This is a genomic window from Sphingorhabdus sp. SMR4y, assembly GCF_002218195.1.
Lineage (GTDB): Bacteria > Pseudomonadota > Alphaproteobacteria > Sphingomonadales > Sphingomonadaceae > Parasphingorhabdus.
This window is the reverse complement of the sequence record NZ_CP022336.1, coordinates 1194336-1219617: the sequence shown is the minus strand read 5'-3', so window position 1 is coordinate 1219617 and position 25282 is coordinate 1194336. Positions and strand designations below refer to the sequence as shown.

Annotated in this window: 17 protein-coding genes and 1 tRNA gene; 15 read left to right on the top strand and 3 right to left on the bottom strand. The window is 56.1% G+C overall.

Annotated elements, in window-relative coordinates:
* The first annotated feature begins 13 nt into the window (after nucleotides 1-13).
* The 11 genes from SPHFLASMR4Y_RS05730 to SPHFLASMR4Y_RS05680 all read left to right on the top strand — a co-directional run bounded on the left by SPHFLASMR4Y_RS05730 (nucleotide 14) and on the right by SPHFLASMR4Y_RS05680 (nucleotide 15508).
* Nucleotides 14-2164 (top strand): FAD-dependent oxidoreductase, encoded by a 2151-nt coding sequence (locus SPHFLASMR4Y_RS05730; RefSeq protein WP_089132700.1) that lies wholly within the window; start codon nucleotides 14-16, stop codon nucleotides 2162-2164.
* On the top strand, nucleotides 2161-3429 hold the full coding sequence (locus SPHFLASMR4Y_RS05725) for a NupC/NupG family nucleoside CNT transporter (protein ID WP_260807087.1): 1269 nt from the start codon (nucleotides 2161-2163) through the stop codon (nucleotides 3427-3429). Before SPHFLASMR4Y_RS05730 ends, SPHFLASMR4Y_RS05725 begins: the two co-directional genes overlap by 4 nt.
* Before the next feature lie 10 nt (nucleotides 3430-3439).
* On the top strand, nucleotides 3440-4042 hold the full coding sequence (locus SPHFLASMR4Y_RS05720) for a CDP-alcohol phosphatidyltransferase family protein (RefSeq protein WP_089132699.1): 603 nt from the start codon (nucleotides 3440-3442) through the stop codon (nucleotides 4040-4042).
* A gap of 201 nt (nucleotides 4043-4243) precedes the next feature.
* On the top strand, nucleotides 4244-5890 hold the full coding sequence (locus SPHFLASMR4Y_RS05715; RefSeq protein WP_089132698.1) for an HAD-IB family hydrolase: 1647 nt from the start codon (nucleotides 4244-4246) through the stop codon (nucleotides 5888-5890).
* A 20-nt stretch (nucleotides 5891-5910) separates the two neighbouring features.
* Nucleotides 5911-8253 carry a glycerol-3-phosphate 1-O-acyltransferase gene (locus SPHFLASMR4Y_RS05710; protein ID WP_089132697.1) on the top strand — a complete coding sequence of 781 codons (2343 nt, stop codon included), beginning with the start codon at nucleotides 5911-5913 and terminating at the stop codon, nucleotides 8251-8253.
* Nucleotides 8254-8278: 25 nt separating this feature from the next.
* The gene (locus tag SPHFLASMR4Y_RS05705; RefSeq protein WP_089132696.1) at nucleotides 8279-9859 is read left to right on the top strand and encodes a WS/DGAT/MGAT family O-acyltransferase; all 1581 of its coding nucleotides are present in this window, start codon (nucleotides 8279-8281) and stop codon (nucleotides 9857-9859) included.
* Nucleotides 9860-9940: 81 nt separating this feature from the next.
* Complete coding sequence (locus tag SPHFLASMR4Y_RS05700) at nucleotides 9941-11407, top strand: DUF3336 domain-containing protein (protein WP_089132695.1); 1467 nt, start codon at nucleotides 9941-9943, stop codon at nucleotides 11405-11407.
* On the top strand, nucleotides 11404-12267 hold the full coding sequence (locus tag SPHFLASMR4Y_RS05695; protein WP_260807086.1) for an alpha/beta hydrolase: 864 nt from the start codon (nucleotides 11404-11406) through the stop codon (nucleotides 12265-12267). The genes SPHFLASMR4Y_RS05700 and SPHFLASMR4Y_RS05695 overlap by 4 nt, the downstream gene beginning before the upstream one ends.
* A 1-nt stretch (nucleotide 12268) precedes the next feature.
* Nucleotides 12269-13207 (top strand): alpha/beta fold hydrolase, encoded by a 939-nt coding sequence (locus SPHFLASMR4Y_RS05690; protein ID WP_260807085.1) that lies wholly within the window; start codon nucleotides 12269-12271, stop codon nucleotides 13205-13207.
* Between the two features lie 60 nt (nucleotides 13208-13267).
* Nucleotides 13268-14269, top strand: a complete 1002-nt coding sequence (locus tag SPHFLASMR4Y_RS05685; protein WP_089132694.1) for an NAD(P)H-dependent glycerol-3-phosphate dehydrogenase — start codon at nucleotides 13268-13270, stop codon at nucleotides 14267-14269.
* 285 nt (nucleotides 14270-14554) lie between these two features.
* Nucleotides 14555-15508 (top strand): crotonase/enoyl-CoA hydratase family protein, encoded by a 954-nt coding sequence (locus tag SPHFLASMR4Y_RS05680; RefSeq protein WP_186266051.1) that lies wholly within the window; start codon nucleotides 14555-14557, stop codon nucleotides 15506-15508.
* A 7-nt stretch (nucleotides 15509-15515) separates the two neighbouring features.
* On the opposite strand, the gene SPHFLASMR4Y_RS05675 is transcribed toward SPHFLASMR4Y_RS05680, so the two are convergent.
* The 3 genes from SPHFLASMR4Y_RS05675 to SPHFLASMR4Y_RS05665 all read right to left on the bottom strand — a co-directional run bounded on the left by SPHFLASMR4Y_RS05675 (nucleotide 15516) and on the right by SPHFLASMR4Y_RS05665 (nucleotide 20451).
* Nucleotides 15516-18023, bottom strand: coding sequence for a hybrid sensor histidine kinase/response regulator (locus SPHFLASMR4Y_RS05675; RefSeq protein WP_089132692.1), 2508 nt, complete (start codon nucleotides 18021-18023; stop codon nucleotides 15516-15518).
* Nucleotides 18024-18076: 53 nt separating this feature from the next.
* Entirely contained in the window at nucleotides 18077-20236 is a 2160-nt protein-coding gene (locus SPHFLASMR4Y_RS05670) for an EAL domain-containing protein (RefSeq protein WP_089132691.1), read from the bottom strand.
* Between the two features lie 138 nt (nucleotides 20237-20374).
* Nucleotides 20375-20451: transfer RNA gene (locus SPHFLASMR4Y_RS05665), tRNA-Pro, on the bottom strand.
* A 230-nt stretch (nucleotides 20452-20681) separates the two neighbouring features.
* On the opposite strand from SPHFLASMR4Y_RS05665, the gene thyA reads away from it, so the two are divergent.
* The 4 genes from thyA (at nucleotide 20682) to SPHFLASMR4Y_RS05645 (ending at nucleotide 25272) form a co-directional block, all read left to right on the top strand.
* Entirely contained in the window at nucleotides 20682-21572 is an 891-nt protein-coding gene (gene thyA / locus SPHFLASMR4Y_RS05660) for a thymidylate synthase (protein ID WP_260807141.1), read from the top strand.
* 111 nt (nucleotides 21573-21683) lie between these two features.
* A complete protein-coding gene (locus SPHFLASMR4Y_RS05655; protein ID WP_089132690.1) occupies nucleotides 21684-22958 on the top strand; it encodes a 3-methyl-2-oxobutanoate dehydrogenase (2-methylpropanoyl-transferring) subunit alpha in 1275 nt (424 codons plus the stop codon).
* A complete protein-coding gene (locus tag SPHFLASMR4Y_RS05650) occupies nucleotides 22955-23968 on the top strand; it encodes an alpha-ketoacid dehydrogenase subunit beta (RefSeq protein WP_089134704.1) in 1014 nt (337 codons plus the stop codon). The genes SPHFLASMR4Y_RS05655 and SPHFLASMR4Y_RS05650 overlap by 4 nt, the downstream gene beginning before the upstream one ends.
* The gene (locus tag SPHFLASMR4Y_RS05645) at nucleotides 23965-25272 is read left to right on the top strand and encodes a dihydrolipoamide acetyltransferase family protein (RefSeq protein WP_089132689.1); all 1308 of its coding nucleotides are present in this window, start codon (nucleotides 23965-23967) and stop codon (nucleotides 25270-25272) included. The genes SPHFLASMR4Y_RS05650 and SPHFLASMR4Y_RS05645 overlap by 4 nt, the downstream gene beginning before the upstream one ends.
* Nucleotides 25273-25282 lie beyond the last annotated feature (10 nt).

Genomic DNA, 25282 nt, shown 5'->3' with positions numbered 1-25282 from the left:
CGGAAAGAGCGACATGAAAAAAATACTGATCCTTGTTCTGTTCGCCATCGCCATCGCCAGCTTCTTCTCTTTTGACCTGGGTTCGCAACTGACGCTGGCCAATCTGAAAGAACAGCAAGCGGCCTTTGACGCCCAATATCGGGCCGCGCCCGTTCTGGTCATCGGCATCTTCTTTCTGGTCTATGTGGTGACAACGGCTGCATCCCTGCCTGGTGCGCTCATTTTGACGCTGGCAGCAGGCGCGCTGTTCGGTGTTGTTACCGGTACGATCATTGTCTCCTTCGCATCATCCATCGGCGCGACCATCGCCTTTCTCTCGTCCCGCTATCTGTTCCGTGACACGATCAAGGCGCGGTTTGGCGACCGGTTGAAGGCGATAGATAACGGTGTCGAAAAAGACGGGCCATTCTATCTGCTGACGCTGAGGCTGGTGCCAATCTTTCCCTTCTTCCTGATCAACCTGCTGATGGGGCTGACCGCGATAAAGGCCCGGACATTCTATATCGTCAGCCAGATCGGCATGCTGCTGGGGACCATTGTCTATGTCAACGCCGGCACGCAACTGGCCAATATAGATGAAGTCAGCGATATCGGTTCGCCGGTTCTGCTGCTGTCCTTCGCCGCGCTCGGCCTGACGCCGTGGATCGGCAAGTGGATCGTCGGACTGATCAAACGCCGGAAAGTCTATGCGCGCTGGACCAGACCGAAAAAATATGACCGCAATATGGTGGTGATCGGCGCCGGTGCCGCCGGTCTGGTGTCTTCCTATATTGCGGCGACGGTCAAGGCCAAGGTGACTCTGGTGGAAGCATCGAAAATGGGCGGCGACTGTCTCAACTATGGCTGCGTACCCAGCAAGGCGCTGATCAAAAGCGCCAAGGTCGCCGAGCAGATGCGCAACGGTGATGTTTACGGGCTGGACAAGGTCGAGCCAAAATATAGCTTCAAGGCGGTGATGCAGCGTATCCACGGCATTATCGCGGAGATCGAGCCGCATGACAGCGTCGAGCGCTATACCGGGCTCGGCGTCGACGTGGTGAAGGGCTATGCGACGATCATCGATCCCTGGACCGTCGAAATAAAGCGCGAAGATGGCGAGACACAGAGGCTGACCACGCGTTCCATCGTCATTGCCACCGGCGGGCGGCCCTTCGTCCCCGATCTGCCCGGTCTTGATGACGTCGGCTATGTCACCAGCGATACACTCTGGGAAGAATTCGCGCAGATGGAGGATATTCCCAAGCGGATGATCATACTCGGCGGCGGCCCGATTGGCTGCGAGCTGAGTCAGGCTTTTGCCCGGCTGGGAGCGGAGGTGGTGCAAGTGGAGCGTTCGGACCGCCTGCTGGCGCGGGAAGATGACGAGGTCGCCGAACTGGCCCTCGCCGCGCAGCAACAATCGGGAGTCGAGGTCTTGACCGGCCATGATGCGATCCGCTGCGAGCTGGTGGACGGTGAGAAACGGCTGATCCTGTCCGCAGATAGCAAAGAGAAGAGCATCGCTTTTGATGCTCTCGTGGTTGCGGTCGGGCGCAGCGCGCGCCTGAGTGGATTTGGTCTGGAAGAGCTGGGCATCGAAACCGACCGCACGGTCATCACCGATGACTATCTGGCGACGCTCTATCCCAATATCTTCGCTGCCGGTGACGTCGCCGGACCCTATCAGTTCACCCATGTCGCCTCGCATCAGGCCTGGTATGCGTCGGTCAACGCGCTGTTCGGCCAGTTCCGCAAGTTCAAGGCCGACTATCGCGTGATCCCGTGGACCACCTTCATCGATCCCGAGATCGCCCGGGTCGGCCTGAACGAACAGGACGCGAGAGCGCAGGGCATTGCCTATGAAGTCACGACCTACCCGATGCACGAACTGGACCGGGCGATTGCGGACAGCGCCACGCAGGGCTTTGTCAAAGTGCTGACCCCGCCGGGCAAGGACAGGATTTTGGGTGTGACGATTGTCGGTGATCATGCGGGGGAATTACTGGCGGAATATGTGCTGGCGATGAAATACAAGCTCGGCCTCAACAAGATTTTGGGCACGATCCACACCTATCCGACCATGGCCGAAGCCAATAAATATGCCGCCGGCGAATGGAAGCGAGCGCATGCGCCGGAAGGGCTGCTGCGCTGGGTCGAGCGCTATCACAAATGGATGCGCGGATGATGGATATCCTGCAGCAAGGCCAGGGCCTGATTGGCCTGTCGCTGATCCTTGTCTTTGTCTGGCTGCTGTCCGAAAACCGGCAGGCCCGGCCTGGCTGGAAATGGATCGGCGGGGCGCTGCTGCTGCAATTTGCCATCGCGCTGATAATTGTCCGGGTGCCCTTTGTCTGGGACATCATCGGTCTCGCCGATCAGGGCGTAATGGCAATCGAGAAAGCGACGCTGGTCGGATCCTCCTATATGTTCGGCTATGCCGGCGGGGCAGAACTGCCCTTTGTCCTGAAGGAAGGCGCCGAGCCGCCGCTAATCATCGCCTTCCAGATATTGCCTCTGGTCATCGTCTTCTCGGCGCTGTCCGCCCTGCTGTGGCACTGGGGTGTGCTCGCGTGGATTGTTCGCGGCCTGTCCTGGGCCTTGCGCAAGACTATGGGCGTGAGCGGCGTGGTCGGGCTGAGCGGCGGCGCGAATATCTTCCTCGGCGTGGTGGAATCGCCTTTGATATTGCGCGCCTATTTCGAGAAGATGAGCCGCGCGGAACTGTTCATGGTCATGGTGCTGGCGATGTCGACCATCTCCGGCGCGATACTTGTGCTCTACGCTTCCACCCTGTCCGCCACCGTGCCCAATGCGGTCGGCCACATGATTTCCGCCTCGCTGATCTCGCTGCCAGCCGCGATACTGCTGGCCCGCCTGATGGTGCCCGGTGACGGCAAGACCGAGACCGGCGATGAACAGCCGGGACTCAAATATGACGGCAGCATTGATGCCATTGTCCGCGGGACGATGGAAGGTGTGCAGGTCTTTCTGGCGGTAATCGGGATCATCCTCGTGGTCTTTGCGCTGGTGGCGCTGGTCGACCAGATGCTTACCGTTCTGCCGCTTGTCGACGGGCAGGCAGTGACGATCAGACGCGCGTTCGGCTGGCTGTTTGCGCCGCTGATGTGGACCCTGGGCGTGCCCTGGGACCAGGCACCGGCCGCTGGCGCATTGATGGGTACCAAGACCATTCTCAACGAATATGTCGCCTATCTTGATCTGTCGACGCTGCCGGAGGGGACCTTTGATCCGCGCAGCCAGCTGATTGTCGTCTATGCCTTGTGCGGTTTCGCCAATCTCGCCAGCGTCGGATTGCTGGTGTCGACCATCGGCACGCTGGCGCCATCGCGGCGCGTCGAAGTGGCGGGCCTGGGCATGAAAAGCTGGATCGTCGGCAATTGCGCCACCGCGATGACCGGGGCGGTGATTGGTCTGATAACCTTTACCTAAGGGGCGGGACATGCTGGATTCCAAGATAAGACCGCTGATAGATCCACCGCTCAATGCCATTGGCAAGGGGCTGGCGCGGGCAGGTGTCTCCGCCAATCAGGTCACGCTCGCGGGCGCAGTTTTCGGAATCGCTGCGGGTGTGGCAATTGGCTATCAGCACTATCTCCTGGGGCTCGGGCTGGTTCTGGTGAGCCGCATCCTCGATGGCCTCGACGGCGCGATCGCGCGCGCGACCAAGCAAACCGATTTCGGCGGCTATCTTGATATTGTCTGCGATTTTGCCTTTTACGTCGCGGTCCCGCTCGGCTTCGGCTTCGCCGTCCCGGCCAATCTGCCCTTTGCAATGATCCTGATTGCCAGTTTTACGCTCACCGGGATCAGCTTTCTCGCTTATGCCATATTGGCGGCCAAGACGGGTCGCGAAACCGAGGCGCATGGCAAGAAAAGCTTCTTCTACAATACGGGCCTCGCCGAAGGCACGGAAACCATCACTGCCTTTGTCCTGATGTGCCTGTTACCCCAGTATTTTGCCGTCATCGCCGGAGGCTATGCGGCATTATGTGTGATAACCGTGATCCAGCGAACCATTGCCGCGAAAATGGACTTTCCCTGAGCAGTCCAGAGGATTGCGGGAAAGAAATGCGGGTTTGCATCGTCCCCGTCGGTTGATTGCAAAATCTTCATCCTTCGGTCACAAGTGAACCATAAGGGGACTTTCATCGCCGATCGCGGAGTGAATTGCATATTTCGCCAATATTAGCTGGGAAATGCTGCTGTTTTTTGGCACGATGGGCTTTCGGCGAAGGACATTTGCATGACCAAGACTAAATCGGCTGAATATCAATCCCATCTACAAGATGTGCTGGACGCTCCGGAAGGGCCGCACATCGCCGCTCTTTTCGATTTTGATGGCACCATAATCGCCGGCTATTCGGCCACTGCGATGTTGTGGGAGAAAATCAAGCGGCGCGAAATGACCGCCGAGGAAGTCGTCGAAACGATCAATGTGATGGCCCAATATAGCACCGGCAACATGGGATTCTCCGGGCTGATGTCGGGCGCGGCGAAATTCATGAAGGGCGTGACCGAGGACAGCTACTTCGAATTTGGCGAAGAACTTTACGAAAAGCATATTGCGCGCAAAGTCTATCCCGAAGCACGGGCGCTGATCGAGGCGCATCGCGCAAAGGGGCATACAATTGCGATCGTTTCCTCCGCGACCATTTACCAGATCGAGCCTACGGCCCGCGACCTCGACATCGAGCATGTGCTGTGTTCGCAATATGAAGTCGAGAATGGCGAGTTTACCGGTAACATCGTTCGTCCCCTGTGCTTCGGCGAGGGCAAGGTCATTGCCGCAGAAGGGCTTGCTGCCGAATATGGGCTGGATCTGGACGAGAGCTATTTCTATTCCGACAGTTATGACGACATCGAACTGCTCGAACGCGTCGGCAAGCCGCGGCCGCTGAACCCCAACTCGAAATTGCGCGAAGCGGCGCGGGAACATGGCTGGCCGCTGGAAAAATATGAAAGCCGGGGGCAGGGCAAGCCGGTGGATTATGTCCGGACGATCTATGCCACTGGATCGCTGATTGGCTCGGCGGTGGCGTCGCTGCCGATCTGGGCACTCACCGGATCGAAGCGCGAGGCGATGAATTTCTCTACCGGACTGTTCGGCGACCTGGCGACCGCGCTGACCGGCTGCGAGCTGGAAGTGACCGGCGAGGAAAATCTCTGGACGTCGCGTCCCTGCATCTTCGTCTTCAACCACCAGAGCAAGGCGGATGTCATGATTCTCGCCAAGCTGATCCGCCGGGACATGGGCGGTGTGGCCAAGAAAGAGGTCCGCGACACGCCGGTAATCGGCAAACTGATGGAACTGGCAGGCACGGTTTTCATTGATCGGGCCAATGCCGGAAGCGCGATCAAGGCAATGGCGCCGCTGATTGATGCGGTCAAAGTTGATGGCAAGTCCATCGTCATCGCGCCGGAGGGCACGCGCACGCTTTCGCCGAAACTGGGGCCCTTCAAAAAGGGTGCTTTCCATATGGCGATCCAGGCGGGTGTGCCGATGGTACCGATTGTCATTCACAATGCCGGCGATGTTGCGCCCAAGAACGAATTTCTGATGCGTCCTGCCAAGGTGCGTGTGGACGTGCTGCCTGCGGTCGATACCAGCAAATGGACCAGCCGGACGATGAACCAACATGTTGCAGAAGTGCGAGGAATGTTCCTTAAGGCTCTGGGACAGGCGGAAGAAGAAGACGCGCTTGAGGCTCTCGTGAGCGAGGATCGCGCGCCAGAGAAAAGCAGCACAGCGCGAAAGAAACCCGCGACCCGGAAAACCGGCGCCAAAAAGACAGTAACAAAAAAGCCCGTTGCAAAGCGGGCGGCCAGTCGATCTACCCCGTCTAGCAAGCCCGCCGCGAGAAAGTCGTCAAAAATGGAAGCGGCTGAATAGGCTGCAGTCGAGGAGTGGGGATGGACGAAGCAGCGCAAATAGCAAGTTCCGGCCCGCTGCTGGCGCAAGGCCCCAAATTATTCATCATCGATGCGCGCAACGGAGTCGAGCGGCGCTATCTGCTCAACTGGATACAGACCTCGATGCCGGGCATTGGTGCAGATGAAACGCTCAACTGGGTGAGCCTGCCGATATCGGACGAACGAGCCAAAATGCGGCTGGCGCGTCTCGAGGAAAAGCTGAAGGACAGTCCGGATACGCTTGTGGTCCCCGTTCGCATCGCCTGGCGCATTCCCAATTTCGAAAAAAGTCGCGCCGTCAAAATGCGCCACGTCATTTTCGGGGACCCGCGCAATCCCGGAAGCTTTCGCGCCCGGTCGATTCTTTTGCGCAACAAGCGGCGCGCCCAGTGTCTGATCGGCCAGCCCGCAACTATCGGCGAGTTGAAGCAGAATTTTGCAGAACTCAGCAAGGATTACAACCAGACCGACAACAAAGAATTTGCAGCCTTTGTCGTGCGTCAGGCCGGTCTGGTGCTGGACATTGCCGAGCGCGGATTGCGCGGACGGCGTTACAAAGTGCCCCGGCATGTGGCCGACGGCCTGCGCAGCGATGCGCGCTTTCGGTCCGCGATGACGCAGCTCGCCGCCGAACGCGGCGAAAGCGAGGCCGAGCTGCACGAACAGGCCGCGAAATATATGAGGGAGCTGATCGCACGACCGAGCCCGCTTTTCATTGACATGAAGGCCAAGCTCGACCGGTTCATGCTGTCGCAGGGCTATGATGACGAGGTGGTCTTCAACCGCAAGGAACTGACCCGCTTGCGCCAGACCATGCGGGAACATCCGACGCTGCTATTGTTCACTCACAAAACTTATATTGATGGCGTGACCGCTACCGATCTTGCCTATCAAAACGACTTGCCGCTTATTCATCTGTTTGGCGGCATCAATCTGGACTTTTTCGGTCTGGGCTTCATGCTGCGCCGTGCCGGCACCATCTTCATTCGCCGGAGTTTCGAGAATAATCCGGTCTACAAGCTCGTCCTGCGCTATTATGTCAGCTACCTGCTGGAAAAGCGCTTCCCGATGACCTGGGCCTTTGAAGGCACACGCTCCCGGCTCGGCAAGCTGATGCCGCCGCGCTATGGTCTGCTCAAATATGTGATGGACAGTGCGCACAGCAACGATATCGAAAATGTCCATATCATCCCCGTGGTCACCAGTTTCGATCTGATCCGCGATGTCGAGGAATATGCCAGCGAGCAGACCGGCAGGATCAAGAAGCCGGAATCCCTGAGCTGGTTTATCGGCTATCTCCGCAGTCTTCGCGAGCCGATGGGCAAGGTCTATGTCGACTTCGGCGAGCCTGTCGTGGTCAAGAAAGCGCCCAATCCGAATGATCGGCTGGCGCTGTCGAAAATGGCGTTCGAGGTCGCGGTACAGGCCAATCGGGCTACGCCGCTCACCCTGACTTCGCTGATGTGTCTGTGTCTGCTGGGCACTGCGCCGCGAGCGATGACGGAAGACGAGTTGCGCGCGGTGATCAACTTTCTCGTCGGCTGGGCCCGCGAACGGAATATCCGGATGAGCGACGACCTGACGGATGAAAATCTGGAAGGTGTCCAGCGTGTTATCGAGACATTGGTCAATAACGGTCTGCTCGTACGCTACGATAAAGGCTCTACGCTGGTCTATGCGATCGAACCGGCCCAGCATCCGATTGCCAGCTATTATCGCAACACGATCATCCATCATTTTCTCGACAAGGCGATTATCGAATTATCCGTCCTGAAAGCGCGCGAGGTCAGCGACCGTAATGCGGCCGAAGTGTTCTGGGAAGAAACCGACCGGCTTCGCGATCTCTTCAAATTCGAATTTTTCTATCCAGAGAAGCAGCAGTATCGCGAGAATTTGAAAGCCGAATTACAGCGGGCTGACCCCAACTGGGAGGCGAAGCTGGAGGAGGGAGGCGTCAAGCTGACCAGTCTTACCAACCGCTTTCAGCCGCTGATCGGCCACGCCGTATTCCTGCCTTTCGTAGAAGCCTATACTATCGTTCTGGATATCCTGTCGCGGCTGGAACCCGGCGATGCCATCGACAAGAAAAGCTGTGTGGAAACAGCATTGAAAGAAGGTCGGCAGGCCTATCTTCTCCGGCGCATCACCAGCGAATCTTCGATCGGAAAAATCCTGTTTGAGAATGGTTTCAGAATGGCGGCGGGACTTGGGCTGACCGGGGAAACCACCCCCGAGACAATAGCAGAACGCAAGGCATTGTTGCGGAAATTCAGAGCGCTGTCGCGGCGCATGGAAAAGTCCCGGCTCGAGCTGCTAGTTCTGGCCGACAAGATATTTGAATGATCGCGCTGTCGAAAGGACACGATTGATGAACGAGCAGAGCAATATTAACCAGCTGAGCGCGCAGGACGCCCAGTTTCTCTATATCCAGTCCGCCACCAATCTCACGCATGTGATGGCTGTCTATATCTATGACCCCTCGACCGCTCCCGGCGGGAAAGTGCGGTTCAAGGATATTATCGAGCATATGCGCAAGCGGATGGACATCTCGCCGATGTTCAAGCGGAAATTATACCGCCTGCCGCTGGATATCGATCATCCCTATTGGGTAGAAGACGAGCATTTTGATCTTGAAGCGCATATTTCGCACAGTCGTTTGCCGGAACCGGGGGACTGGCGGCAATTTTGTATTCATGTCGCGCGCCATCACAGCAAGCCGCTGGATATGAACCGGCCGCTCTGGGACATGTATGTGCTGGAAGGGCTTGATAATATTCCGGGCTATGCGAAGGGCAGCTATGCCATTTTGACGCGGATCCATCATTCGACCATCGACGGTGTTTCCGGGGCGCATTTCTTTGCTGCAATCTCCGACAAGGATCCCGATGGGACTCCCGCCATTCCATTGCCCAAGACCAAGATCGCGGCCAATGCTCTTCCGACCACCGCAGAAATCCTCAATCGTGCGATCAACAGCACCGTCACCTCGCCGGTCAAGCTAACTCAGGCGTTGATGAAATTTGCCCCGGCACTGCTGTCATCGGCGCAGAAAAATCTGACTGGCAGCGCCGAGAAAACGGAGTCCGGTGTCCCTCAAACGCGCTTCAACGCTGCGGTCACGCCGCATAAGATGTTTGACGCGATAACATTCGACCTCGACGAACTCAAGAAAATGCGCCTCAAAGCGCCCGAAGCCACGATCAATGATGTGGTGCTGGCGATTTGCAGCGGGGCTCTGCGCCGCTATCTGACCAAGCACAAGGAGTTGCCGGAGGAACCGCTGGTGGCTGTCGCTCCGGTCAACGCTCGCAGCCGGTCTGGTGAAGAATCCAACCCGGGTACCAACATATCGGCGATGACGATCAAGATCTGGTCGAATATCGCGGACCCGATTGAGCGCCTGGCAGCGATCCGGGATACGACCCGCGAAACCAAGGCGGCAAAGTCCGGTCTTAGCGCGCGCATCATGACCGATTTGTCGAAACATATTCCAGGTGTGACTATGGCCGGCGTGTCGCGGATATTGACCGATGAACGGTTTGCGCCAAAAATGAGCAATCTCATGGTTTCCAATGTTCCCGGCCCGCAGATCCAGCTCTATATGAACGGAGCCAAGCTGACCCATCAATATGGTCTTGCTCCGCTGGCCCATGGAATGGGACTGTTTATCGCTACGCCGAGCTATAACGGGACAATCTCGTTCAGCATCATCTCGGACCGAAAGATCATGCCCGATATTGAGTTTTTCAGGGAATGCCTGCAAAAGGCTTTTGATGAATTGCGAGATGCTAAGCCGAGCGAGGTTGTCAAAAAACCCAAGAAAGCAAGCGAAACTGCGAAAAAGCAGCCTGATTCCGGTGACGGATCGGTGATGTATCGACGGGTTGCGAAAAAGCCGAGGACGGTTGCACCGAAACCGGTCAGTCGCGACAAATCGAAGAGGAATTAGGGAGCGGATTGTTTGCACGTCGCACGATACACGGGCGATGCGCGATACCATGCGTAATTTTGGTGAAAGAGTGGACCCAATATGATCCTGAACACGACTTTGAAAATGGAAAAAGCGATGGCCCAGGCCAAAAGCTATTCCGAATGGTCGAAAGCCGCGAAAGCGCACGACAAATCTACCGGAGTCGATATCTGGAAGGGATCGGATGAAAGCAAGCATTTCGATCACGCTTCCATTAGGCGGCGCCTGAAGCGGCTCTCCAGGCTATGGAAAGAGCAGGATAATGCCGGGCTGCTATACGCTCTGAATGAGGGCATACATGGCAATATGGACGGGATGGGCCATGCCCGGCTTCACCAGAAGGCCAAATTCGGCACCAAGCAGCTGATCCAGGATTATGTCGATGCGATTGCAAATTCGCTGGAATATCTTGCGAGCGACAAGGTTGCGGATATCCCGTTTGAGGAAAAGCTCGATTTCTTTCGCCGCGCCCAGCATTGCTATGGACGCTCGGCCTTTCTGATGAGCGGCTCCGGAGCCTATCTCTATTTTCATGTCGGGGTGGCCAAGGCGCTCTGGGAGGAGGGACTGCTGCCCGATATCATGTCCGGATCCAGTGGCGGTTCGGTGGTTGGTGCATTGATCAGTACCCACACGGACAAGGATATTCCGCCATTTTTCAAACCGGAAAATTTGATCATGGGCCCCGAAAATGATGATGCTGCAAGTCTGCTGGGTAGTCCCAGCCGGATGCGGGCCGACGAGATACGCCAGCGTCTGTCAGACCTGCTGCCGGACCTTACCTTTCAGGAAGCCTATGAGCTTACCGGCCGGCACCTGAACGTGTCCATCGCGCCGGCGGAAAAACACCAGACCTCGCGGCTGCTCAACGCCATTGCATCGCCCAATGTCTTCATTCGCGAAGCGGTCCTGGCGTCCTGTGCGGTTCCGGGCATCTATCCGCCGGTCACACTGGCGGCGAAAGACCATCGTGGCGAGCGGATTCCCTATTTGCCCAACCGGAAATGGGTTGACGGCTCGGTCACGCACGATCTGCCGGTGAAAAGGCTGGCACGGCTTTATGGCGTCAATCATCACATTGTCAGTCAGGCCAATCCACTGGCAACGCCGTTCGCCACGGATGTCGGCCAAACGCGCAATCCACTGTCATCGATCCGCAACGCCTCCACCGCGACGATGAAGGCCTGGCTCAACGCCAATGTGGAGATCATGCAGAAGCCCTTGTCCTATTTTCCGCGCCTGAACAGTATGGCGAATATGGCGCTCTCGCTGATCAATCAGGATTACACCGGTGACATCAATATCATTCGGCCCACCATGTTCTGGAGCCCGACCAAGCTGCTGAGCAATCTGCCGGTCGAGGATATTTCCGAATTGATCCAGCTCGGCGAGCGCACCACCTGGCCCAAAATCGAGATGGTCCGGACCCAGACCAAGATCAGTCAGACGCTGGACCGGATCTTGTTCGCCTATGAAAATGAACTGGCGCACGACCATGAGCTGGTAGTGAAAAGGAAAATCGCTTGAACCATGAAAACGGCAAGCTGACGCTAGCGCTCGGTTCGAAGGGTGCCGGAGCGGAATTATTCTGGCAGAAATGGCTGCCGGACAATGATCCCAAGGCCGTCATTTTGCTCGTGCATGGCTATGCCGAGCATAGTGGACGCTATCAGTATTTTGCCGAACATTGCGTGGCCAAGGGCTATGCGGTTTACGCTCTTGATCACTGGGGGCACGGAAAATCGGATGGGACACCGGGCTTTGTCCCGGACTTTTCGGTGTTCCGCGACGGTGTGGATCAGCTGTTTGCACAGGCGAAGCAGGATTTCGCAGAATTGCCGGTCCTGCTTGTCGGACATAGCATGGGCGGCCTGATCAGCGCGTCCTATCTGCTTGCCGGGCAGGACAAATTTGCCGCCTGCGTGCTTTCCGGTCCGGCGATTAAGGCGGCCGAGGAACCATCTGCGGCGCTCAAGGCGATAAGCGGCTTTCTTTCCCGCTTCTTTCCAAAGCTCGGTGTGCTCGAACTTGATCCGAACGGGGTCAGTCGTGATCCGAAGGTTGTTGCCGACTATCTTGCCGACCCGCTCGTCTATAACGGCAAGATGGGAGCAAGGCTCGCGGCGGAAATGCTGGGCAATATGGCAATGGTGCAGGAGAATGCCGGACGGATAAGGCTGCCAATGCTTCTGCTGCACGGCGGCAAGGACAGCCTCGCCGCTGCGGATGGTTCGGAATTTCTGGATCACCATTTATCCTCGACCGAAAAGCAGCTGAAAATCTATCCGGAACTGTTCCACGAGATTTTCAACGAGCCGGAAAAGGATATCGTGTTGAACGACATGACCGACTGGCTGGACAGACAGCTGGCGACGAGAGGAGCGTAACGTGGAAACAGTCGAAATCTTCCTGACCATTCTTGGTTTTCTGATGGTGTCGCTGATCGCGCTCTACGTGCTGTTCCCACGGACATTATATGGCTTTCTGCGGAACAGTTTGCGGCGCAAAGGCAAGCTCAAGGCGAAGTCGATCAAAGTGGATGACATCGTCTGGCCTTATCTCGAAGGGGGAGCGGCCGATGGCGAGCCATTGGTGCTTTTGCACGGCTTTGGCGGCGACAAGGACAATTGGGCCATATATGCGCCGCAAATTGTTGGCAAATATCGTTTGATTGCTCCCGACCTGCCGGGATTTGGAGAGAATATCCGCGATATTGGCCGTGACTATGACATGGTGACCCAGGCTGCGCGTGTGCGTGATTTTCTGGACGCCATGGGCATAGAAAAATGCCATATTGGCGGCAACAGCATGGGCGGTTTTGTGGCTCTGCGCTTTGCGCTGGACTATCCCGAACGCTTGCTGTCGATGACCTTGTTCAACAATGCCGGCGTCATCGGAGCCAATGAAAGCGAGCTTCAGAAAGAGGCCCAGTCCGGCAAGAATCCGCTGGAGATCCACAGCCCTGACGATGTGAAGCGAATGATGGCTTTTGTCGCCCACAAACCGATGAAAGTCCCGGGACAATTCCGCAAGATTTTCTACGAGGATTTCGCCGTCCATCGCGAATTGCTCGACAAGATTTTCTGGACATTGGTCGAAGACGGCACTGTAAAGCCGCTGAATGACCAGCTCGGGCAGATAAAAGCACCAACGCTCATCATCTGGGGACGTCATGACCAGTTGATTGATGTCAGTTGTGTGGACGTGCTGGAAAACGGTATCCCCAATGCTGAATCGGTGGTGTTCGAAGATGTCGGTCATATTCCCATGATCGAAAATCCGAAGGATACCGCCAGGCATCATCTCGCGTTTCTTGCAAAATACTGAAATCCCCTGCAGTTTGCGCAGACTGGTTCCCGTTAGAGGAGTCGTCGATGGAGGGTGGTTATGGAATTGAAGGTTGGATTGCTCGGGGGCGGTTCTTGGGGCACCACGGTGGCTTCCCTGGTTTCACGAAATGCGCCAATAAAAATCTGGGCCCGTGACCCTGAAACCGTCAACGATATCAACACCCATCATCGCAACAGCAAATATCTGCCCGAGATAAAATTGCCGCCTGCATTGACGGCGACGTCCGAGATCGGAGAGGCCGTGTCGGGCGCGGACGTTCTGGTGATGGGAATACCTTCCAGTAATTTCCGCGCGGTTCTTGAAGAGGCGAAGCAATTTCTAAGGCCGTGGGTTCCGGTCATCAGCCTGACCAAGGGCTTGGAACTGTCCACCAGCAAGCGGATGACCGAGGTGATAGAGGAAGTGCTTCCGGGCCATCCGGTAGGCGTTCTGACCGGCCCGAATCTGGCCCGTGAAATCATGGCGGGGCAGGCGGCTGCGAGCGTGATCTCGATGGAAGACGAAATCATTGTCAAACAGTTGCAGCAGCTTTTCCACTCCGGTCTGTTCCGCGTGTACACCAATACCGACTTGCTGGGGTGCGAGCTGGGTGGAGTTCTGAAGAATATCATCGCGATCGCGGTTGGCATGGGCGATGGTCTGGGCGCGGGAGACAATACCCGTTCGGCATTGATTACCAGGGGGCTGGCCGAAATAACCCGGCTCGGCGTTGCCATGGGCGGGAAGTCTGAAACATTTGCCGGCCTTACCGGCATGGGGGACATGATCGCAACATGTACCAGCCCGCTAAGCCGTAATCGCCATGTCGGGGTAGAGTTGGGGAAAGGCCGGCACATCGATGAAATCATCGCCGATATGCACATGGTCGCCGAGGGGGTGAAAAGCGCTCCGACGGTCATCGCTCTGGCCAAGAAATATGGGGTCGAGATGCCGATCGCGGAGGATGTTTTTGAAGTTACCAAGGGCAATCGATCTGCCGTTCGTGCCTTTCGCGGTCTGGTCAATCAATCGGCTGGAGCAGAGTCCGACGCCGGTTGAAAATGGACGCCTCCGGGTGACCCGAAACGTGCGAAAGCATACCAAAGGCGCGCAGGGCGACCATGAATGTGCGGCTTATCTTTCAGAATATTAACGAATTATGTGAAAATATTTTCACGCAAATGACTCAAAGATAACAAAATTCCTGAGTCTATTAAGCATGTTACCTAAACAACTCGGTTTCACTTGCATTGAAATGGGTCATGTCATAAAATTTTACATATTAGGCATTGAGTTTTGTTAGGCTGAGTATCGTCGAACATCTTGCCGGACATGGAGTATGATATGGACTTTCGCAGTCGCGCTGCCAACGAGTTGGATCGTAATGTGACGATCGAGGCAAATGACATGCTCGTCCAGACACCACCGGTCGCGGAACAGGATATATTCTCGAAACAGTTCAGCGAGATCGACCTGAGATTTGATCGGTCTGATGAAATATTCTGGTGCTATATGAACCAGAAATCGCGTCCCAGTTACACATATGCACTGGGCGAAGAGATTCAGCAGGTACAGGACTGGATCCATTCCACCTACGGGACCAAAAGTAATCAGGCTGCCGACCCGTTGCGCTATTTTGTTGCTGCCTCGCACACCCCGGGGATCTACAATCTCGGCGGAGACTTGAAACATTTTGCCGATTGTATCCGTCGTCGTGACCTTGGGGCATTGAAAAAATACGCCCGAACCTGTGTCCATATGCAATATGAAAACAGCACCGGCTTTGGAGCGCCAATCATCACAATGGCTCTGGTGCAGGGCGATGCTCTGGGCGGTGGTTTCGAACATGCTCTGGCGTTCGACATATTGGTGGCAGAGAAAAGCGCGCGACTGGGATTGCCGGAAATCCTGTTCAATCTCTTTCCCGGAATGGGCGCCTACAGCTTTCTGCGACAGCGTCTCAGCCGCAAGGAGACCGAGCGCTTTATACTCGAGGGCAAATTATATACGGGGGCCCAGCTCTACGACATGGGTGTGGTCGACATATTGGCAGACGACGGAATGGGCGAAGCCGCGATCGTCGAATATACCAAGGAAAATCGCAAACGCTTCCATGCCGAGCGGGCTGTCTATCGTGCCCGGAAAATTGCCAATCCGGTGAGTCTGGAAGAGTTGCTCGAAATCACTGATACATGGGCCGAAACCGCGCTCTATCTGGAAGATGCAGACGTCCGCAAGATGGAGCGGCTGGCTTCGGCGCAAGATCGGCGGATAATGCGGTCGCTGCGGGCTGTCTGACAATAAGCTAGATTAGCGCGGCCTGTTCGGCTGGTGCCGGATCATTTGCGGTGGCCAATCTGCTGTCGAGATAAGCGCGGATATCGATGATCTGTTGTTCGATTTTCGCCAGATATTCCTGACGTCTTTCCAAGAACTCCGGTTCGGCGATAACCTCCAGTTTCGAGCACGTTTCTACAAGATGACTAGCGCCGACATTGGCGGCGCCGCTTTTGAACGCATGAGCGTGGAAACGGAAATCATCAACGGATGCATCTTCCACCGACTTGCGGAAGGCGACGAGGATTTCGCCGGTATCTTCCAGATAGGCCTCTATGATCGATTTCACAAACGCCTCATCGCCAATCGACAGCAGATAATCCAGTTGAGTCGGATCAACGGCTGGCGGTTCGGGCCGCTGCAACTTGCTGTCGAAATGGCTGACCACGCCCATCGGATCGGAAACGGTTTCGGCTGGCTGCCCGCTGTCCCTATTGTCCGTCTGCGACGCGATAACCTCGATCAGTTCGGTTGCCTCGATCGGTTTTGTAATTCGCAAATCCATGCCGGAATCGAGGCATTTCTTTTCGGTTTCCTCGGTCGAGTCTGCTGTCAGACCGATGATCGGAACATGGTTCCTCGGTCCTTCGATCTGCCGCCACAACCGGCAGCATTCGATGCCCCCCATGACCGGCATGTTTACATCCAGGAAGACGATATCGAAAAACCCCTGTTCGAGTTGTTCGAGGGCTGCTTCTCCGTCTGCCACCACCGTGACCTCGTGTCCGACATTGGACAGGATCGTCTCCAGTACCATCTGGTTGGTCCGATTGTCATCCGCAACCAGCACGCGGACCGGTTTGACTTCGGATGGCTGATGGCTTTCTTCTGCGTCGATCTGCTGGCGCGGGCCCGAGCCCACAAAGGAACAGCCGATCTGGGCGGCGCTGCGTATTGCGCTGAAATCCGAGCCGGGAGGAAGAAGGGTGGCGAAAGCGGCACGCAGCTGGATGTCTCTGAGAGTCTTTGCCTTGCCTTCGGTCAACAAAACCGGCGGAAGTTGAGCGGCCTGGAAGGCAGACCAAAGCGGAGACTGATCGTCCTGGATGCTCGCAAGAGCTTCATCCAGCAAAGCGATGTCATAGAGTTCGAGATTGAGCTGGCCTATAATTTCCTGAATGTCCTCCGGTGTCTCGCACTGGAAATGGTCGATTTTGACCGGCTGATCTTTATCATTACAGATGTCCGGAGCATGGTTATCCTGTGTGAGCGACAGGATCCTGACGACGTCATTGTCGCTGTCCCGGGCGTCCGGTTCCAGTAGGTCGACCGGGAATGACAGGGTGAAGGTACTGCCGGCACCGAGATCGCTGTCGAGGGAAATCTCACCACCCATCTGGTTGGCCAGTTTCTGGCAGATTGCCAATCCCAGTCCCGTCCCGCCGAATTCATTCGCAATCTTGTCGTTAGCCTGCTGGAAAACATCGAATATCTTCTGATGGTCCTCTTTCGCGATCCCGGGCCCGGTATCGCTCACCGACACCCACATTTCGGCTGGATCGGATGGAGAGATAAATCCGCATCTCAATGTGACCGATCCCGACTTTGTAAATTTTACCGCATTGCTGGTGAGGTTGAGGAGTATGTTGCGAACATAGTCGCGTTGACCTGAAATCAACTGGTCGCTGCTCGGCTCCGCCTGAAGGATGATTTCGAGATCCTTCTCATCGGCGGCGATTTGCATGATGTCGCGGACTTCGGAGAGAATGTCGACCAGAGAGAATGATTTTGGTTCTGGCAGTTCTTCCCGCGAATCAGATTGTGCGAAATTCAGCAACTGATTGATCAGATAGAGCAGATGACGACCAGCCGAAACACTGGTTGCGATCATCTGGTGCTGTTTCTCCGGCAGCTTCATTTCGAGCAAGTGCGTGCCATAGCCGATGATCGCATTCAGCGGTGTGCGCAGTTCGTGACTGATGCTCGCCAGAAACAGGCTTTTGGCCTTATTGGCCGCTTCGGCTTCTTCTTTCGCCTGGGAAATTTTGGTAATCAATGTCGAGCAATAGGCCGGGATGACCAGCAGGCCGATCAGCAAGCCAATCGAAAGCGAGGAATTCTGGCGCCAGAATTCTACGGAATATATGGCCCATCCGAACGCCATGGCTGCCATGGCGGACGCCATGAAAAGCCACTGAATGCCAAAGCGGAAACCGTTGCCGAGAATGACCCAGAGAAATAGCGGATATCCGGCCGCTACGCCTTCTCCGCCGATCTGAAAGAGGAACGCTCCGACACCGAAATCGGTGCAAAGTCCGAAAAAACGCCGCAAGTTGGATGGTGTGGAGCCCAAACGATAGGCAATGGCAATGGCAACGCTCAGAATGAAATAGGCACTGAAGCCGATGATCAGCCCGGAGGAAGCGCCGAGTAACATGCTGAGGGACCACCCCAATATGACCAGAACGATCCGGTTCTTGATCATCTCATGTTCGCGGTCGCGTACCTGGCCATCCATGCCGCCTTTCGGGTGCATATGATGCCTATGCGACCGTTTCGGCGCCTTTGTTTTGGCGAACAGCAAGCTGATTAACCTTCAGCCACATGACTGGTCGGATCACTCTTCCGGCCGTCAAATAATTTCCCGAGGTCCTCTGCCCGTTGTGGACGCGCAATCTTGAAACCCTGAATTTCGTCGCAACCGGAGACACGCAACAGATCGAGCTGTGCATCATTCTCAACCCCTTCGGCAATGACACGCATGTCGAGCGCGTGTGCCAGATGGGCGATGGTTCCGATAATCGCGCGATCGGCCGGGCTATGCTCGATGCGGGAGATGAATGTTCGGTCGATCTTCAGGCAATTGGCCGGCAGATCTCTAAGATATTGCAGGGAGGAATAGCCGGTTCCGAAGTCATCAATGGAAATCCCGACACCGCTGGCCCGAATCTGCTGAAGCGTTGCTCGGACTTGCTCATTATTGTCGATCAGCAATTCTTCGGTAATCTCGATCGTGATCTTCGACGGTTCAATGCCGTTGGCCTCTATATTTGCCAACAGTTCCTGAAAGAGATTCTGGTTCTGGAACTGACGGGGAGAAACGTTGATTGCAACACGGGGAAGATCAATGCCACGGTCGGCATAGGCTTTGATTTCGCGACAGACCTCGCCAATGACCCAACGGCCGAGTATATCCATAAGCCCGCTTTCATCCGCCACCCGGATGAACTGGATTGGAAGCAAGCGCCCCCGGCGGGGATGATCCCATCTGATCAGTGCTTCAAGGCCGACATATTCGAGCGTCTTCGCATCGACAATCGGCTGATATTCCAGCGCGAATTGATTGTCGTTAAACGCATCACGCAATTCGTTTTCCAATGCCGCATCGGCCTGGGCAATCTCGTTCATGTCTTCCGAGAAGAACCGGTAGCAGTTGCGGCCGTTGGCTTTGGCATCATACATGGCCAGATCGGCCAAGCGCAGCACTTCCTCATATTCGTCCCCGTCACCGGGCATCAGGCTGACACCGATTGATGCGCTGATAACCTGACCGATGCCACTGATCGCATAGGGTTCGCTGATTGCTTTCAATATCTTGGAACAGCGCGAATTGATTGAATCGATATTCTCAAATTTGCTCAGAATGACTGCAAATTCGTCGCCACCGATGCGCGCGGCGAAATCTTCGGGACCGATAACCTTGGAGATCCGCTGCGCGACTTCGCGCAACAGGGCGTCGCCACTGTGATGGCCACGGGTGTCGTTGATGATCTTGAAACGATCCAGATCAAGCAGCAAAAGAGCCGCCTGGCTGTCGGTTTTCTTGCAGTTGGCGATGGTGGTTTTGACATTCTCGGCAAGAAGCACGCGGTTTGGGAGCCCCGTAAGCATGTCATGCAGCGCCAGATGCGTTCTGTGCTCTTCGGCAAATTTCCGGGCCGTGATGTCAACTGCCGTGGTCAGCACGCCGATCGTTTCGCCTTTGTGATTGAGCAGCGGGGATTTGTTGCAATGGAAAATCAGATCGACGCCATCGCTGGTGATTTTTTCTTCGAAATGCGGAATTGCAAGACCCGATTTCAGAACCATGGCGTCTCGCCGACGGGTATTGGCAGCCAGTGTCGGTTCGAAATTATCAGAAAAGTCGGTTCCCACCATCTCGTCCGGGTCCTTGTCAAACAGAGCGGACTGATAGGCGTTGGTGAACAGGCATTTCCCGGATCGATCGGTGGCGTTGATCATGATCGGGATCGTGTCGATGATTTGTTCGAGCATGCTTTTGCCCGACGGACCCTCGTTTGATATTGCCCCGTCGATAGCCGCGTGCTTGCGCTCGATCTCCGAAGCGCGTTTGCGCAGGGTCACGCTTTTCTTGCTTTGCGTCAGCAACGATAAGGCGCGGCTGCAGAATTCGACGTGCGAGACAGGACTTTGCAAAAAGTCGGTGGCCCCGGCATCGAGAGCAGCAAGCCGGCACTCGCGATCCTGGTGCGCGGTAATGACAATGGCGGGAACTTCACTGGTACCGGGCATCATCCTGACCCTGCGAATGAAGTCCGCGCCGTTCATCTGGGGCATGCGGTAATCGACGACCATGAGATCCGCTTTGTTGTCGCGCAACCATTCCAGTGCCTCGACGGGATCAGCATAGGTGACGGCGGAATATTTCTCCCCCATCAGCGTCACAAACTGGGCGTAAATCCGCAGATTGGTGGGCCGGTCATCGACTATTAATACACGCGTGCTCATGCTTGAAGGCACTACAGGGCGATAATCAATATAAGGTTAACGTCTGTTTATCTGATCGTTTTTTCAGATCAGGTCCGTTCTCAGTCTGTGACATGACGGGCCAAATTGGAAGATTTGGAAGCATGTTTTCGATATCGCTGGTCGGGAAGAGAGGATTCGAACCTCCGGCCCCTGCCTCCCGAAGGCAGTACTCTACCAGGCTGAGCTACTTCCCGATCGGCTTGCTCTTCCATACTGGCGCAAGCGATGCGATAAGCGGACCATATGCCGTTTTAATCCGCGGTTCAAGCCATAGGCTGCGAGCCTCGCAAAACTGTGACCCTTGATGTCCCCGAGCGGATTGGGTTGAGCATAGGCGCCGAGGGGTCTACCGTTTGCGAAACATTGGTTGGAGATTGGTGGTTTGATTCCCGAACAGCATTATGAGCAGCAATATCTCGACCTGATGCGGAAAATCTGGACGCAGGGAGACGAGCGTATCGACCGCACCGGTGTCGGTACGCGGGCGGTTTTCGGGGTGACAATGCGGTTTGACCTCGCCGGTGATGCCATTCCGTTGCTCACCACCAAGCGCGTTTTCTGGAAAACAGCGGCCCGGGAGATGCTGTGGTTCCTGACGGGGGACACAAATATCCGCGAATTGGTCAAGCAGAAGGTCCATATCTGGACCGACTGGCCGCTCGACAAATATCGCAAGGAAACCGGCGAGCAACTGGATCGTGACACGTTTGAACAACGGATCATCGAGGATGATGCTTTCGCGGCGAAATGGGGTGATCTGGGGCCTGTCTATGGCAAGCAGTGGGTCGACTGGCCGCGCTATACACCGGCCGGCGAGGGGCTGTACCGCCGAGAAGAGAAGGGATTTAACCAGATTGAAGCCCTGATCGATGGAATCAGGAACAATCCCGGCTCCCGCCGTCATATTTTCACTGGCTGGAATGTGGCAGAGCTGGACCAGATGGCCTTGCCGCCCTGCCACAAAACCTATCAATTCTATGTCTCCGGCGGTAAATTGTCGGGACTGCTTTATCAGCGCAGTTGCGACCTTGGTCTGGGCTTTGCTTTCAACGTTTTTTCAGCTGCGCTGCTGATCCGGATGATCGCGCAGCAATGTGATCTGGAACCTGGCGAACTGGTGTGGAATGGCGGGGATGTTCATCTCTATCTCAACCACGCCGAACTGGTCGAAGAGCAGATCGCGCGCGCGCCGGCCGGTGCCCCGAAACTGAAAATTCTCCGCAAGCCCGATTCGATTTTTGATTATGATATCAGCGATTTCGAGGTGCAGGATTATCAGCCGCAGGCGCATATTTCCGCGCCGGTAGCGGTGTGAACAGGTAAAAGGGCAGGGAGATTGACCTAAATTGGGTTTTGTAATATTGTAACAGCTGGTTGAACAAATATTGCAGCGCAACAATTGCGCGATTCTTGCTGGAGAGGTCTGATGGCTGATGACAAAACCAAAAGCAATTTGCCGCCGCTGACTTTACATATACCCGAACCGAAATTCCGACCGGGAGATACGGTCGACTATAGCGAACTGCAAATTCCCGAAGCCGGAGCGCAGGCCCGGCCCGATATCCATACCGCGCCCAAGGACATGCAGGACATGGTCTATGAGATGGTCCGCGTGCTGGATGACGATCACAAGGCTGTCGGTCCCTGGGATCCGAAGCTGGATGATGAAATATTGCTCAAGATGCTGCGCACCATGGTGCAGGTGCGCACCTTTGATGACCGGCTGCATCGGCAGCAGCGCCAGGGCAAAACCAGCTTCTACATGAAATGTACGGGTGAAGAGGCGACATCGGTTGCCGCTGCCATGGCCTTGCACAGTGATGACATGTGCTTCCCGAGCTATCGCCAGCAGGGAATATTGTTCGTCCGCGGCTATCCGATGATCGAGATGGTCAACCAGATTTTCTCGAACAAGGCGGACAAGCTGAAGGGGCGTCAGCTGCCGATCATGTACAGCTCGAGCGAACTCAATTTTTTCACCGTATCCGGCAATCTGACCACCCAATATCCGCAGGCCGTAGGCTGGGCGATGGCCAGCGCCAGCAAGGGTGACAGCCGCATTGCCGCCGCCTGGTGCGGCGAGGGTTCGACCGCCGAAGGGGATTTTCACGCGGCGATGACCTTTGCCGCCGTCTATAACGCGCCGGTGATCATGAATGTGGTCAACAACCAGTGGGCGATATCCTCCTTCTCCGGCTTTGCAGGCGCCGAGCGGACCACCTTTGCCGCGCGCGGTGCCGGCTATGGTATCGCCGCTTTGCGGGTCGACGGCAATGATCCACTCGCGGTCTATGCCGCAACCAGCTGGGCGGCGGAACGGGCGCGGACCAACCAGGGACCGACCCTGATCGAGCATTTCACCTATCGCGCCGAAGCGCATAGCACTTCCGACGATCCCACGGCCTATCGCAGCGCGCAGGAGCGCGAAGAATGGCCGCTTGGCGATCCGATCATGCGGCTCAAACGGCATCTTATCCGGCGCGGTGTCTGGAGCGAGGAGCAGCAGGAGGCACTGGACACCGAATGTCTGGAAGCGGTCAAGGAGACGGTCAAGGAAGCCGCCAAAAACGGCATTCTGGGTCACGGTCTGCACCAGCCGTTCGAAACCATGTTCCAGGACGTGTTTGAAGACATGCCATGGCACCTCAAGGAACAAGCCGCTCAGGCCAATAAGGAACGGGAAATCAAATGGCCGTCATGAACATGATAGAGGCGATCAACAGCGGCCTCGAAACGATGATGCAGCGCGACGACGATGTCGTGATCATGGGCGAAGATGTCGGCTATTTTGGCGGGGTTTTCCGCGCGACAGCCGGGTTGCAGGAGAAATTCGGCAAGACCCGCTGCTTTGACACGCCAATCTCCGAATGCGGCATCATCGGCGCGGCGGTGGGCATGTGTGCCTACGGTCTGAGACCGGTGCCGGAAATCCAGTTTGCCGATTATATCTATCCCGGCATGGACCAGCTGATCTCCGAAGCAGCGCGGCTGCGCTATCGTTCGGCGGGCGAGTTTACCGCGCCGCTGACGGTCCGGTCGCCCTTTGGCGGCGGTATTTTTGGCGGGCAGACGCACAGCCAGTCGCCGGAAGCGATGTTTACCCATGTTTCGGGCCTGAAAACCGTCATTCCATCAACGCCTTATGACGCCAAGGGGCTGTTGATTGCGGCGATCGAGGACAATGATCCGGTGCTCTTTTTCGAGCCAAAGCGTATCTATAACGGGCCATTTACCGGCTATTATGACAATCCGGTCGCGCCCTGGTCGAAATTTGCCGAAGCCGAAGTGCCGGAGGACTATTATTCAGTGCCGCTGGGCAAGGCCAAGATCGTGCGCGAGGGGGATGCGGTAACGGTTCTCGCTTATGGCACGATGGTCCATGTCGCCAAGGCGGTGGTCGAGGAACATGAGATAAACGCCGAAGTCATTGATTTGCGGACACTTGTTCCGGTGGATATCGAGACGATCGAAGAGTCGGTGAAGAAGACCGGACGCTGCCTGATCGTGCACGAGGCGACCCGGACCAGCGGCTTTGGCGCGGAGCTGTCGGCGCTGGTGCAGGAACGCTGTTTCTATCATCTGGAGGCGCCGATCGAGCGGGTCACCGGCTTTGATACGCCTTATCCGCACAGCCTGGAATGGGCCTATTTCCCCGGACCGGTGCGGATCGGTGAAGCGCTGGAGAAAATTGTCAGGGACTTGAAATCATGAGCAAATATACATTCAATCTGCCTGATATTGGCGAGGGTATTGCCGAAGCGGAAATCGTCAAATGGCATATCAAGATCGGCGATGTCGTGGCCGAAGACGATCAGCTGGCCGACGTCATGACCGACAAGGCCACCGTCGAGATGGAAGCGCCGGTGTCCGGCACAATTGTCGCACTGGCCGGGGAAGAAGGCGATATTGTCGCGATCGGATCGATGCTGGTGGAGATCGAGGTCGAGGGCGAAGTGGATGCCGACAAATTGGAAGATTTGGAAGCATCCGACGTTGGTGCCAGTGTCTCTGAAGAGCCGGAGCCTGTTGCCAGGAATGTCGATCAAGATATTGATAAAAAAGAGATAAATTCAAGTCCAACGCCGCCATCGGATAAGATAGAGGCCGATGAGGCTGCCGAGGCTGCCGATAGTCCGGCACCGAAAAATGACGGGCAGAAAGTGCTCGCCACGCCGGCGGTTCGCAAGCGGGCGGCCGATCTCGGCGTCGATCTGGGGCAGGTGAAAGCGCAGGGAGAGCATATCCGGCACAGCGATCTCGACGCCTATCTGAACTATGGTTCGGGCCAGGGCTATCGCCCAGCCGGCAGCGTGCAAAAACGTGACGATGAAGTGATAAAAGTTATCGGCATGCGGCGCAGAATTGCACAGAATATGGCAGAATCGAAACGGAATATTCCGCATTTCTCCTATGTCGACGAAATCGACATGACCGAGCTGGAAGATATGCGCGCCGATCTGAACGCCAATCGTGGCGACCGGCCCAAACTGACCATGTTGCCGCTGATGATTGTCGCGATCTGCAAATCGCTGCCCGAATTTCCGATGCTCAATGCGACTTATGATGACGAGGCCGGAGTCGTCACTCGCCATGGTGCGGTCCATCTCGGCATGGCCACGCAGACGGGGCAGGGGCTGATGGTGCCGGTGCTGCGGGATGCGCAGGACATGAATGTCTGGCAACTGGCCTCCGAGATAGCCCGACTGGCAAATGCCGCACGAGAAGGAACGGCGACTGCGAAAGAGCTGACCGGCTCGACCCTGACGCTGACGTCGCTTGGCCCGCTTGGCGGCATTGCGACAACGCCGGTGATCAACCGTCCGGAAGTGGCGATCATCGGACCCAACAAGATTGTCGAACGCCCGATGATCATCGACGGCGAGATTCACGCACGGAAGCTGATGAACCTGTCGATCTCCTGCGATCACCGCGTGGTCGATGGCTATGATGCGGCGAGCTATGTGCAGGCGCTCAAGCACCTGCTCGAGACGCCGGTATTATTGTTCGCGGACTGAAGGGCGCGGG